General features: G+C 59.8%; 9 protein-coding genes. 1 reads left to right on the top strand and 8 read right to left on the bottom strand.

All coding sequences use genetic code 11. The features are described 5' to 3' along the window. Window positions 1-187: 187 nt before the first annotated feature. The 6 genes from mce to GR212_RS34260 form a co-directional block, all read right to left on the bottom strand. Window positions 188-598, bottom strand: coding sequence for a methylmalonyl-CoA epimerase (gene mce, locus GR212_RS34285; RefSeq protein WP_163994048.1), 411 nt, complete (start codon window positions 596-598; stop codon window positions 188-190). 6 nt (window positions 599-604) lie between these two features. Continuing rightward, complete coding sequence (scpA, locus tag GR212_RS34280; RefSeq protein WP_163994046.1) at window positions 605-2,746, bottom strand: methylmalonyl-CoA mutase; 2,142 nt, start codon at window positions 2,744-2,746, stop codon at window positions 605-607. Next, window positions 2,746-4,746 (bottom strand): acetyl-CoA carboxylase biotin carboxylase subunit, encoded by a 2,001-nt coding sequence (locus GR212_RS34275; RefSeq protein WP_163994043.1) that lies wholly within the window; start codon window positions 4,744-4,746, stop codon window positions 2,746-2,748. The genes scpA and GR212_RS34275 overlap by 1 nt, the downstream gene beginning before the upstream one ends. A gap of 73 nt (window positions 4,747-4,819) precedes the next feature. Next, window positions 4,820-5,722, bottom strand: a complete 903-nt coding sequence (gene sucD, locus GR212_RS34270) for a succinate--CoA ligase subunit alpha (RefSeq protein ID WP_163994041.1) — start codon at window positions 5,720-5,722, stop codon at window positions 4,820-4,822. A gap of 18 nt (window positions 5,723-5,740) precedes the next feature. Beyond that, window positions 5,741-6,934 (bottom strand): ADP-forming succinate--CoA ligase subunit beta, encoded by a 1,194-nt coding sequence (sucC, locus tag GR212_RS34265; RefSeq protein WP_163994039.1) that lies wholly within the window; start codon window positions 6,932-6,934, stop codon window positions 5,741-5,743. A 113-nt stretch (window positions 6,935-7,047) separates the two neighbouring features. After that, window positions 7,048-8,580, bottom strand: coding sequence for an acyl-CoA carboxylase subunit beta (locus tag GR212_RS34260; protein WP_163994037.1), 1,533 nt, complete (start codon window positions 8,578-8,580; stop codon window positions 7,048-7,050). Between the two features lie 128 nt (window positions 8,581-8,708). On the opposite strand from GR212_RS34260, the gene GR212_RS34255 reads away from it, so the two are divergent. Continuing rightward, window positions 8,709-10,127, top strand: a complete 1,419-nt coding sequence (locus tag GR212_RS34255) for a helix-turn-helix domain-containing protein (protein WP_163994036.1) — start codon at window positions 8,709-8,711, stop codon at window positions 10,125-10,127. 41 nt (window positions 10,128-10,168) lie between these two features. On the opposite strand, the gene GR212_RS34250 is transcribed toward GR212_RS34255, so the two are convergent. Beyond that, the gene (locus GR212_RS34250) at window positions 10,169-11,371 is read right to left on the bottom strand and encodes a pyridoxal phosphate-dependent aminotransferase (protein WP_163994053.1); all 1,203 of its coding nucleotides are present in this window, start codon (window positions 11,369-11,371) and stop codon (window positions 10,169-10,171) included. A 297-nt stretch (window positions 11,372-11,668) separates the two neighbouring features. Then, entirely contained in the window at window positions 11,669-12,619 is a 951-nt protein-coding gene (locus tag GR212_RS34245) for a GlxA family transcriptional regulator (protein WP_163994034.1), read from the bottom strand. Window positions 12,620-12,737: the final 118 nt, after the last annotated feature.

Raw genomic sequence — 12,737 nt, 5'->3', positions numbered from 1 at the left:
CCCGCTCCTGAACAGCACCTACAATCATATCAACTCCCCTCTTCCCACATAGGCAGCGCGCGACCAGCGCCATAGTTTTAAGCGCACGCAATCCCCCGCAGACCAACGACCTGATGGGACGGGCTTGAAGCATCAGGATCACGATGCGATCGATAATTCGAACCCGAGCAGCGGAGATCGCCGCAGCTCAGGTCCCGTCAGCCTGTTCGAACTCGACGAGCGTTCCGCAAAAGTCGGCTGGATGGGCGAACAATACCGGAAGGCCATGTGCACCAATTTTCGGGGCGCCGTTGCCGAGGATCCGTACCCCCGCCTCTAACACGTTCCTGCCTGTTTCCTCGATATCGTCTACCTCGAAGCAGATGTGATGAATGCCTCCCGACGGGTTCTTGGCCAGAAAGGACTTGATCGGAGAGTCCTCTCCAAGCGGGTACAGCAGCTCAATCTTGGTGTTCGGGAACTGTATGAACACGACCGTAACACCGTGCTCGGGCAGATCCTGCGGCGCTGAGACTTGGGCGCCGATTTTCGAATAAAGAGCGACCGCACCGGCCAGGTCCGGCACCGCGATGGCAATGTGGTTTACGGGACCAAGCATGTGACCTCACTGATTGCGCAATTTGCCCTGCATCAGATCAACGATCGCGCGGGCAGCTTCGAGAACGTTCGTTCCGGGACCGAAGACGGCAGCGACCCCGTTTTCGAGCAGAAAGTCGTAATCCTGTCGCGGAATGACGCCACCGACGACGACGATGATATGGCTTGCGCCACGCGCCTTGAGTGCGGCAACAAGCTGGGGCGCCAGGGTCTTGTGCCCGGCTGCGAGCGACGACATGCCGACGACGTGGACTTTGTTGCTGACCGCCATATCGGCCGCTTCTTCCGGCGTCTGGAACAAGGGGCCGGCCAGGACCTCGAATCCGATGTCGCCGAAGGCTGACGCAATGATCTTGGCGCCGCGGTCGTGCCCGTCCTGCCCGAGCTTCGCCACCATAATCTTAGGCTTGACCGATAGCGATTTCGCAAAATCGCCGAGGCGATGAACCAAAGTCGTATATTCCGGATCGTCGTCATAGGCAGTGCCGTACACGTCGCTCACCACCTCGGGGGTCGCGCTATGATCGCCGAAGACCAGACGCATGGCATCCGAGATCTCGCCGACCGTGGCGCGGGCGCGGGCGGCATCGACGGCGGCCCCCAGTAGATTTCCTTGCCCGCCGTGGGCGATTTCGGTCAACCGCGCGAGGGTCGTTGCGGTTGCCGTCGGATCGCGCCGGGATTTCGTGTCTTCGATGCGCCTGACCTGGGCGAGGCGAACGGCAGCATTGTCGATGTCCAGGATGTCGAGCGTGTCTTCATTTTCGAGCCGGTATTTGTTGACGCCGACGATTACCTCTTCGCCGCGGTCCACCGCGGCCTGCCGGCGCGTGGCGGCTTCCTCGATCCTGCGCTTTGGCATGCCAGTTGCGACTGCTTGGGTCATGCCACCGAGTGCTTCCACTTCTTCAATCAACGCCCAGGCCTGCGTTGCGAGCTCGTCTGTCAGGCTTTCCACATAATAGGAACCGGCCAGCGGATCGACGACCTTGGTGACGCCGGTCTCATGCTGCAGGATGAGCTGGGTGTTGCGGGCGATGCGGGCTGAAAATTCGGTGGGGAGCGCAATGGCTTCGTCCAGAGCGTTGGTATGGAGTGACTGGGTACCGCCGAGCACGGCAGAGAGCGCTTCGTAGGCGGTTCGGATGACATTGTTGTAGGGATCCTGTTCCTGCAGCGACACGCCCGAGGTCTGGCAATGCGTACGCAGCATCAGGGAAGAGGCTTTCTTCGGCTGGAATTCCTCCATGATCCGCGACCAGAGCAGGCGCGCGGCCCGAAGCTTGGCCGCTTCCATGAAGAAGTTCATGCCGATGGCGAAGAAGAAGGAGAGCCGGCCGGCGAAATCGTCAACATTGAGGCCCTTGGCGATGGCCGCCCGTACATATTCGCGCCCGTCGGCCAGCGTGAAGGCAAGCTCTTGCACCAGCGTGGAGCCGGCTTCCTGCATGTGGTAGCCCGAGATCGAGATCGAATTGAATTTCGGCATCTCGCGCGCCGTGTATTCGATGATGTCCGCGATGATCCGCATCGAGGGTTGCGGCGGATAGATATAGGTGTTGCGGACCATGAACTCCTTGAGGATGTCGTTCTGGATCGTGCCGGACAGCATGGCCCGCGGAACACCCTGCTCCTCGCCCGCGACAATGAAATTCGCCAGAATCGGAATGACCGCGCCATTCATGGTCATAGAGACGGACATGTCCTGGAGAGGAATTCCGTCGAAGAGGATCTTCATGTCTTCGACGCTGTCGATTGCTACGCCCGCCTTGCCGACATCGCCGACGACGCGGGGATGATCGCTGTCGTAGCCACGATGGGTGGCAAGGTCGAAGGCGACGGAAAGGCCTTTTTGGCCAGCGGCGAGGTTACGCTTGTAGAAGGCATTGGACGCCTCGGCCGTCGAAAAGCCAGCATATTGCCGGATCGTCCAGGGACGGCCGGCATGCATCGTGGCGCGCGGCCCTCGCACAAACGGCGCAAAACCCGGCAAGGAATCGAGATGGTCGATCGCCTTGAGGTCGTCCCGGGTATAAAGCGGCTTGATCGCTATTCCCTCAGGTGTTTCCCAGGTCAAGGAATCGACCGGCGATTTCAGCTCTCGCGTTGCCAATGCCTCCCAATCGGCGAGCGTCTTGTCGGACGACATCACTCAAACTCCATGATCAATTCATCGACCGCAAAGCTTTGGCCGGCAGTGGCTGCGACGCGTTTGACGACGCCGCGCCGTTCGGCACGCAGCGTATTTTCCATCTTCATCGCCTCCACCGTGGCAAGAACCTGTCCGGCCTCGACCGCGTCGCCTTCCTTCACCGCAACATGTGTGATGATGCCCGGCATCGGGCAAAGCAGCATCTTGGAGGTGTCGGCTGCCTGCTTGACGGGCATCAGCGCTGCAAGTTGGGCAACTCGGGGTTCGCGCACATGGGCAATGATGTCCATGCCCCGCCAGCGCAGCCGGATACCGGTGCCCGAGGTCGAGATCTTTACGCCAATTTCATCGCCATCCAATCGGAAGACCGCATGGCTCTGGCCGGGCTTCCAGGGGCTTTCGACACGCACCGTGGTTCCGTCGAATCCGACCGTCGCAACCTCGCCCGATCGGTCGATGGAAAGAGCCAACGAATGGTCGCCCACCTTCGCCACCCAATCGCGACCAATGACGCGGCGGTGATTGCCGATCGTTCCCGAAATCAGTGCTGCGCGGCTCTGGACGGCATGATTGATGAAAGCTGCGACCGCAGCCAGCTTGCCGGCGGACACCGCATCGGCAACGACGCCATGAAATCCGTCTGGAAACTCTTCTGCGATGAAGGCTGTCGTGATCTTGCCGGAACGGAACCTGTCATGCTGCATAACGGCGGAGAGGAATGGCAGGTTGTGGCCGATGCCCTCGACTTCGAAATCGTCCAGGGCTCGGCCCATCGCGTCGATAGCGGCCAGACGATCCGGCGCCCATGTGCATAGTTTGGCGACCATCGGGTCGTAATACATGGAAATCTCGCCGCCTTCGAAGACGCCGGTATCGTTGCGGACGACCGTACCGTCCGTCTTCCTTCCCTCTTCAGGCGGCCTATAGCGTGAAAGCCGGCCGATTGAGGGCAGGAAGTTGCGGTATGGATCTTCGGCATAAAGGCGGCTCTCGATTGCCCAGCCGGTCAGGGTGACGTCGTTCTGGCCAAAGCTCAGTTTCTCGCCCGACGCGATCCGGATCATCTGTTCGACGAGATCGATGCCGGTGATGAGCTCGGTAACAGGGTGTTCTACCTGCAGGCGGGTGTTCATCTCGAGGAAATAGAAATTCCTTTCGCCGTCGACGATAAACTCGACCGTGCCGGCCGAATGATAGCCGACGGCTTTCGCCAGGGCGACAGCCTGCTCGCCCATCGCCTTGCGTGTTGCCGCGTCGAGAAAGGGTGACGGCGCCTCCTCGATGACCTTCTGGTTACGCCGTTGGATCGAGCATTCGCGTTCGCCGAGATAAAGCACCGTGCCATGCTTGTCTCCCAGCACCTGTATTTCGATATGGCGCGGCTGGGTGACGAACTTTTCGATGAAGATACGGTCGTCGCCGAAGGAACTTTTGGCTTCGTTTTTCGATGACTGGAATCCCTCGCGGGCCTCCAGATCGTTCCATGCGATGCGCATGCCCTTGCCGCCACCGCCGGCGGAGGCTTTGATCATCACCGGATAGCCGATCGACGACGATATCCGAACCGCTTCATCGGCATCCGCGATCAAACCCATATGGCCTGGAACCGTGGAAACGCCCGCTTCGGCGGCGAGCTTCTTGGATGTGATCTTGTCGCCCATCGCTTGAATGGCACCGACCGGTGGTCCGATGAACGCAATGCCTTCCTTTTCGAGAGCTTCGGCAAAGCCCGGATTTTCCGACAGGAAACCGTAACCTGGATGGACCGCATCAGCGCCGGTGGCGCGGATTGCCGCCAGGACCTTGTCGATGACGATATAGGATTCATTGGAAGGCGCACGGCCGATATGGATCGCTTCATCGGCCATCTTCACATGCAACGCTTCCGCGTCGGCGTCGGAGTAGACAGCCACGGTCGCGATGCCGAGCTTCTTTGCCGTCTTGATGACCCGACAAGCGATTTCGCCTCGGTTTGCGATCAGAATTTTCTTGAACATGCCCATATCCCGCAAGTAACGCCTGGAGTTGCGCTACGAATTCCATCGTTGGTGTTTCGGCCTTGCCGGAGGTTTAGCCCTTGAGGACTTCAACCAGCGTCTTGCCGAGACGAGCCGGAGACGGAGACACCTTGATGCCTGCCGATTCCATTGCCGCGATCTTCGATTCCGCATCGCCCTTGCCGCCGGAAACCACAGCACCAGCATGACCCATGGTGCGGCCCTTCGGCGCTGTACGACCGGCGATGAAGCCGGCCATCGGCTTCTTGCGGCCCTTCTTGGCTTCGTCGATGAGGAACTGCGCCGCATCTTCTTCAGCCGCACCGCCGATTTCACCGATCATGATGATCGAGGTCGTGGCTTCGTCCGCCAGGAACATCTCGAGCACGTCGATGAACTCGGTGCCCTTGACCGGGTCGCCGCCGATGCCGACAGCCGTTGTCTGGCCGAGACCTTCGTTGGAGGTCTGGAAGACGGCTTCGTAGGTCAGCGTGCCCGAGCGGGAAACGATACCGACCGAACCCTTGCGGAAGATCGAGCCCGGCATGATGCCGATCTTGCATTCTTCCGGCGTCAGGATGCCCGGGCAGTTGGGGCCGAGCAGGCGCGACCTGGAGCGCTCGAGGCGAGCCTTGACGCGCACCATGTCCAGGACCGGGATGCCTTCGGTGATGCAGGTGATGAACGGGATCTCGGCGTCGATCGCCTCGATGATCGCATCGGCAGCACCTGCCGGCGGAACATAGATGACGGATGCATTGGCGCCGGTCTTTTCCTTGCCTTCGGCAACGGTTGCAAAGATCGGCAGGCTTTCGCCCTTCGAGCCGGTCCAGGTTTCGCCACCCTTCTTCGGGTGGATACCGCCGACCATCTGCGTGCCGTAGTAAGCGAGCGCCTGTTCGGTGTGGAACGTGCCGGTCTTGCCGGTCAGACCCTGAACGAGGATCTTGGTGTCTTTGTTGACGAGAATAGACATTCTTTCAGATCCTTCACATTAGCCGTTGATCGCCGCGACGATCTTCTTGGTCGCATCGTCCAGGTCGTCAGCCGCCGTGATGGCCAGACCCGACTCGTTCAGGATCTTCTTGCCGAGATCGACGTTCGTGCCTTCAAGGCGCACGACGAGCGGAACCTTGAGACCGACTTCCTTGACCGCGGCAATGACGCCCTCGGCAATGACGTCGCACTTCATGATGCCGCCGAAGATGTTGACGAGAATGCCCTCGACCTTGGGGTCAGCGGTGATGATCTTGAAGGCCGCCGCAACCTTCTCCTTGCCGGCGCCGCCGCCGACGTCGCAGAAGTTTGCCGGCTCCTTGCCGTAGAGCTTGATGATGTCCATCGTCGCCATGGCAAGGCCGGCACCGTTGACCATGCAGCCGATATTGCCGTCGAGCGCCACGTAGGCGAGATCCCACTTGGAGGCCTCGATTTCCTTGGCATCTTCTTCCGTCTCGTCACGCAGCGCCTTGACGTCGTCGTGACGGAACAGCGCGTTGCCGTCGAAAGACATCTTGGCGTCGAGAACGCGCAGGTGGCCGTCCTTCATGACGATCAGCGGATTGACCTCGAGGAGAGCCATGTCCTTTTCGCCGAAGGCCTTGTAGAGCGCCGGGAAGAGCGTCTTGGCATCTTCTGCGGCTGCACCGTCGAGCTGGAGCGCCGTGGAGATCGCGGCGACGTCGGCAGCCGTCACACCGGCTTCCGGATCGATCGCGATCGTGTGGATCTTCTCGGGCGTGTCGTGGGCGACTGCTTCGATATCCATGCCGCCTTCGGTCGAAACGACAAAGGCCACCTTGCCGACCGAGCGGTCGACCAGCAGCGAGCAGTAGAGTTCGCGGGCAATGTCGGCGCCGTCTTCGATATAGAGGCGGTTGACCTGCTTGCCGGCTTCGCCGGTCTGCGCCGTCACCAGCGTATGACCCAGCATTTCCTTGGCATGCGCGACGACTTCGTCGATCGACTTGGCGAGACGAACACCGCCCTTGGAATCCGGACCGAGTTCCCTGAATCTGCCCTTGCCGCGGCCGCCCGCATGGATCTGGCTCTTGACCACGTAGAGCGGGCCGGGAAGCGACCTTGCAGCCGCCTCGGCCTCTTCGACCTTGAGGATAGCCACACCCTCGGCAACCGGCGCACCATAGCCCTTCAGCAGAGCCTTGGCCTGATATTCATGGATGTTCATGGGTTTATCCCTATTTCGATAACGTCAGCGCGGAGCGGTTCTGGCGTGGTTGTCTCGCGTCAGGTGCCAGATCCAATGGTGCCAGGCGTTGGGCGTCGAGGCGGCGGAAATGCTTAGAGTGGTATCGTGTCGTGCTTGCGCCATCGCACATCGGCCTGTTTGTTGCGCAACGAGGCGAAGGCGCGGGCAATGCGACGGCGTGAGGAATGCGGCATGATGACTTCATCGATGAAGCCGCGCTCCGCAGCGACAAACGGATTGGCGAAGCGTTCCTCGTATTCCCTTGTTCGAGCGGCGATCTTTTCCGGGTCGCCAAGTTCAGATCGGTAAAGGATCTCGGTTGCGCCCTTGGCGCCCATGACGGCAATCTCCGCGGTCGGCCAGGCGTAGTTGACGTCGGCACCGATATGTTTCGATGCCATGACATCATAGGCGCCGCCATAGGCCTTGCGTGTGATCAGCGTCACCATCGGCACGGTCGCCTGGCTATAGGCGAACAGGAGCTTTGCGCCATGCTTGATGACCCCGTCATATTCTTGCGAGGTGCCGGGAAGAAAACCTGGAACGTCCACAAGGGTGAGGATCGGAATGTTGAACGCATCACAGAAGCGGACGAACCGCGCAGCCTTGCGTGAGGAATCAATGTCGAGACAGCCGGCAAGCACCATTGGCTGATTTGCAACGACACCGACCGATTGTCCTTCGATGCGCATGAAGCCGGTAATGATATTCTTCGCGAACGCTTCCTGGATCTCGAAAAACGCGCCCTCATCCGCGATAGCGACGATCAGTTCGCGCATGTCATAGGGCTTGTTCGACGAGTCGGGGATGAGGGTGTCGAGGCGTTGCTCGAGACGAGCCGGATCATCGAAGAACGGACGGGTCGGCGGCGGTTCGCGATTGTTGAGCGGCAGGAAATCGAAAAGAAGCCGGATCTGCTCCAAAGCCTCTACATCGTTTTCGAAGGCGCCGTCGGCGACGGACGATTTCGTGGTGTGCGTCCTTGCGCCGCCGAGTTCCTCTGCGGTGACGATCTCGTTGGTGACGGTCTTGACCACGTCCGGACCTGTGACGAACATGTAGGAGCTGTCACGCACCATGAAGATGAAGTCCGTCATGGCTGGCGAATAGACTGCCCCACCCGCGCACGGTCCCATGATGACAGAGATTTGGGGAACGACCCCTGACGCCTCGACATTGCGCTTGAAGACATCCGCGTAGCCGGCAAGCGATGCGACGCCTTCCTGGATCCGCGCGCCGCCGGAATCGTTGAGGCCGATGACAGGCGCCCCGTTCTTGAGCGCCATGTCCATGATCTTGCAGATTTTCTGCGCGTGCGTTTCGGAGAGCGATCCTCCAAGGACGGTGAAGTCCTGGGAGAAAACATATACCTGCCGGCCGTTGATGGTTCCCCAGCCGGTGACGACGCCGTCGCCAGCGATTTTCTGGCTTGCCATGCCGAAGTCGACGGCCCGATGGACGACGTACATGTCGTATTCTTCAAACGACCCTTCGTCCAACAGCACCTCGATCCTTTCACGGGCCGTCAGCTTGCCCTTGGCGTGTTGGGCGTCGATGCGTTTCTGGCCGCCACCCAGTCTTGCCTCTGCCCGCCGCGATTCTAGCTGTTCAAGAACGGATCGCATGTCATGTCCTTCGAAAATGCCCTGATCTCGCGGTGTTGTAGCGAAGGGACGGGGTTCACAAAACACTTGATCGTGCATGGATGAGTAAACTATAAAAATGCAAACTCCTCTTTTGCAAAGTTGCAAACATGGCGGCAGGAAAGCTCTTCATAGGACGTCAGGTGCGCGACCTCAGGGAAGCAAACAGGGCGACCCAAGCCCAGTTCGCCGAACGGATCGGCATTTCGACCAGCTATCTGAACCAAATCGAAAACAACCAGCGACCGGTGTCGGCAGCCGTCCTCGTCGCACTCGCCGAGAAATTTCAGATCAATGTGAGTGAGCTGTCGTCGGGCGAAGGTGACAGGTTGTTGTCCGCCCTGACAGAAGCACTGGCCGATCCTCTTTTCGAGAACCTCGCCCTCAACGTCCAGGAAATGAAACTCGTCACCCAAGGTGCGCCGAACCTGGCGCGGTCGCTGATCCGGGCGCATCAGGCCTATAAGCGAAACAACGAGCAACTTGTCGGCCTCAGCGACAGCCTCGGCCGCTCGGCTTCGCTTGCAGAAACGACCTCCTACGAGGAAGTTCGCGACTTCTTTCATTTCGTCGATAACTATATCCACCAGCTCGACGTGGAGGCGGAGAAGCTGGCAACTCAGCTACGGCTCGGCGACGGTGATAACTATTCCGCCTTGTCCGGCTTTCTGAGATCGCAGTACCAGGTCGAGATAAAAAGGTCAGAGCCTAACGATCAAGCGCTCCGCAGGTTTGACAAGACCGGCCGGACTTTATCCCTCAGCCGCTATGCACCGGCCGCCACCCGCGATTTTCAGATCGCATTGCAGATCGCTCAGCTTCACGCCTCCGACCTCATCGAACCGATCGCGCGCAACGCCAATTTTCGCACCGCCGAAGCGTTGGAGATCTGCAAGATCGGTTTGCAAAACTATTTCGCCGGTGCGTTACTGCTGCCTTACGGTGAATTCCTAACGGCGGCAAAAGGGCTTCGTCACGACCTGGAATTGCTCGCCGCGCGTTTCGGGGCGAGCCTGGAGCAGGTCTGCCATAGGTTGAGCACGATGCAGCGACCGGGAAACAAAGGTGTTCCGGTCTTTTTTGCGCGCATAGACCGCGCCGGCAACATCACCAAGCGCCATAGCGCGACGAAACTTCAGTTTGCGAGATTCGGCGCGGCATGCCCGCTGTGGAATGTTCATGAGGCCTTCGAGGCGCAGGGCCGTATCATCAGGCAGCTGGCCGAGACGCCAGACGGCGTCAGATATCTGTGTCTCGCCACGCAGATCACGAAATTCGGTTCGGGATTTCATCACCCGCAACCACGTTACGCCATCGCGTTCGGCTGCGAAATCTCCTATGCGCATGCATTCGTCTATGCGGATGACCTCGACTTGCCCGCCCGCAAGAATTTCGCTCCCATCGGCATATCCTGCCGGATCTGCGAGCGTGTCGGCTGTCCCCAGCGCGCCGTTCCCCCCTTGATGCGCAAACTTCATGTGGACCACGATGTGAGGACGATTCTGCCCTACAGCATTGGCGAGTCGTAGGTTGTTCATGAAAGGCACGCCCGCAGTCGGCGCGGTACGCCTCAAGAACATGCCTGGCAGAATCGCTGGATACGGCGGCAGGCTTCTTCGAGAAGCTCTTCCGACGTCGCATAGGAGATGCGGAAGTTCGGGCCGAGGCCGAAGGCCGAGCCGTGAACGACGGCAACGCCTTCCGATTCCAGCAGTTCGGTGACAAAGTCCTCGTCGGTCTCGATGACCTTGCCCGACGGAGCTGTCTTGCCGATCAGGCCCTTGCACGACGGATAGACGTAGAAGGCGCCTTCCGGAACCGGGCAGGAAATACCCTTGGCCTGGTTCAGCATGGAAACCACGAGATCGCGGCGGCCTTCGAAGATCTTCTTGTTGGCCGGGATGAAGTCCTGCGGGCCGTTCAGCGCCTCGACGGCAGCCCACTGGGCGATGGAGGTCGTGCCCGAAGTCTGCTGGCCCTGGATCATGTCCATCGCCTTGATGAGCTGGATCGGGCCGGCCGCGTAACCGATACGCCAGCCGGTCATGGCATAGGCCTTGGAGACGCCATTCATCGTCAGCGTGCGGTCATAGAGCGACGGCTCGACTTCAACTGGGGTCACGAACTTGAAGTCGCCATAGGTCAGGTGCTCGTACATGTCGTCGGTCAGCACCCAGACATGCGGATGCTTGACCAGCACGTCCGTCAGCGCCTTCAACTCATCATGCGTATAGGCAGCGCCCGATGGGTTGACCGGAGAATTGAAGACGAACCACTTGGTCTTCGGCGTGATCGCCTTTGCGAGATCGGCGGCCTGGAGCTTGAAGTTGTTTTCCTGGCTTGTCGGCGCAAAGATCGGCTCGGCGCCGCAAAGCGAAGCGATTTCCGGGTAGGTCACCCAGCAAGGCGTCGGAATGACCACTTCATCGCCGGCGTTCAGCGTCGCCATGAAGGCGTTGAAGAGGATGTGCTTGCCGCCGGTGCCGACGATCGTCTGCTCCCAGGTGTAATCGAGATTGTTCTCACGCTTGAACTTGGCGGCAATCGCCTTGCGCAGTTCTGGAATGCCGGAGATCGGCGTGTACTTCGTTTCGCCGCGGCGGATCGCGTCGATCGCCGCTTCCTTGATATTATCGGGCGTATCGAAATCCGGCTCGCCGGCGCCAAGGCTGATCACGTCTCGTCCTTCGGCTTGCAGCTCGCGCGCTTTCTGAGCGACGGCGATGGTGGCTGAAGGCTTTACGCGGGCAAGAGCATCGGCAAGAAAGGCCATGATATCGGTCCTGTACCATTGGAACCGGGACAAGTCGGTCATCGGACCTCCCGTGTTCTTGATCCTGCAAGATCGACGAAACGGCTGAAGTGCAACCGGATCGGGCCGATCCGCCAAACGCACCATACGAACTCACGGGCGATTGCATATCTGCGACGTTTGAAGGTCGAAAGGACAAATATCCCTCAGTAACTGTCATCCGGTAATGTCGGGTCAGGGGAGTTACCCACCACCCATCATCGTCATCGACCATTTGATGGCGATGTGATGCGCCACCTGAGCCATATCGGCCATTCTCTAGGCAGTCGCGGCGTTCGCGTTAAACCGGCGCCGGTACTCTGTTGGAGTGAGCCCCGCGATGCGGCGAAACCGCGCCCGGAATGTCACGGGCGAACCGAAGCCGGTGAGAAAGGCGATCTGGTCGATCGATGTTTCGCTCTCTTCCAGCAACTCTCTCGCTCGGTCTATCCTTGCAATGACGAGCCACTGCAAGGGCGTCGTCCCGGTCTGATCGAGGAAGCGTCTGGCGAATGTCCGTGGGCTCACGTTGGCGCGACCTGCGAGGCTGTCGACGGTGTGCGAGCCATGTAGGTTGTCGCGCATCCATTCGATCAGCGGTGTCAGGCTCGTCGGTGATCCTGGCGGTTCATGCCGGATGAATTGCGCCTGGCCACCGTCGCGATGCAAGGGCGCGACCGTCATACGCGCAGCGTCGGCAGCAACGGACTGTCCGTAATCACGGCGGACAAGGTGGAGGCACATGTCGAGCCCCGCCGAGGCGCCGGCCGACGTGACGATTTGGTCTTCATCGACAAACAGGACGTTGGGCTCGACGGTGACGCTTGGATAAGATCTTGCCAGTTCGTCCGTGAAGCGCCAGTGGGTCGTGGCGCGCCGTCCATCAAGGAGACCGGTCGCCGCCAGGATGAAGGCGCCAGTGCAAATCGAAGCTACCCTTTTTCCCTGCGCATAAGCATTCTGCAGCGCAACGATCACAGAATCTGGGACCTGCCTGGATGGGCCTTCACTGCCCGGGATTATGATCGTATCGGCATGGGCGAGCGCGTCTAGCCCGTGACGAACCTGCATGTCGAAGCAACCCGACCGGACGGTTCGCCTGGGTGCGCAAACGAAAACATCATAGGCTTTGTTGGTCCCGTCCAAGCGCGCCATGTCAAAGACCTGGTAGGCAATACCGAAGTCAAGCGGCACGACGTCATTCAACACGAGCACGGCGACCTTATGCATCGAGAAAAACCTCTGATTTGGCGAGCCAGGGATTTGATCTCGTCTGGCGGTAATTGATCGGACTTTGTCATTCCTGCCACTCACCTAGGTGGCTGGCTATCGCTATTCAATGGTGGTG

This window comes from Martinezella lusitana, from assembly GCF_010668395.1.
Classification (GTDB): domain Bacteria; phylum Pseudomonadota; class Alphaproteobacteria; order Rhizobiales; family Rhizobiaceae; genus Rhizobium; species Rhizobium lusitanum_A.
Note: the sequence above shows the minus strand (reverse complement) of the source record. Positions and strands in the feature narration are given on the sequence as shown.

Coding starts and splice junctions, on each gene's coding strand:
- GR212_RS34260 (WP_163994037.1), bottom strand. CDS start 8,580: ATGCGATCCGTTCTTGAACAGCTAGAATCGCGGCGGGCAGAGGCAAGA.
- sucD (WP_163994041.1), bottom strand. CDS start 5,722: ATGTCTATTCTCGTCAACAAAGACACCAAGATCCTCGTTCAGGGTCTG.
- mce (WP_163994048.1), bottom strand. CDS start 598: ATGCTTGGTCCCGTAAACCACATTGCCATCGCGGTGCCGGACCTGGCC.
- GR212_RS34245 (WP_163994034.1), bottom strand. CDS start 12,619: ATGCATAAGGTCGCCGTGCTCGTGTTGAATGACGTCGTGCCGCTTGAC.
- GR212_RS34255 (WP_163994036.1), top strand. CDS start 8,709: ATGGCGGCAGGAAAGCTCTTCATAGGACGTCAGGTGCGCGACCTCAGG.
- GR212_RS34250 (WP_163994053.1), bottom strand. CDS start 11,371: ATGGCCTTTCTTGCCGATGCTCTTGCCCGCGTAAAGCCTTCAGCCACC.
- scpA (WP_163994046.1), bottom strand. CDS start 2,746: ATGTCGTCCGACAAGACGCTCGCCGATTGGGAGGCATTGGCAACGCGA.
- GR212_RS34275 (WP_163994043.1), bottom strand. CDS start 4,746: ATGTTCAAGAAAATTCTGATCGCAAACCGAGGCGAAATCGCTTGTCGG.
- sucC (WP_163994039.1), bottom strand. CDS start 6,934: ATGAACATCCATGAATATCAGGCCAAGGCTCTGCTGAAGGGCTATGGT.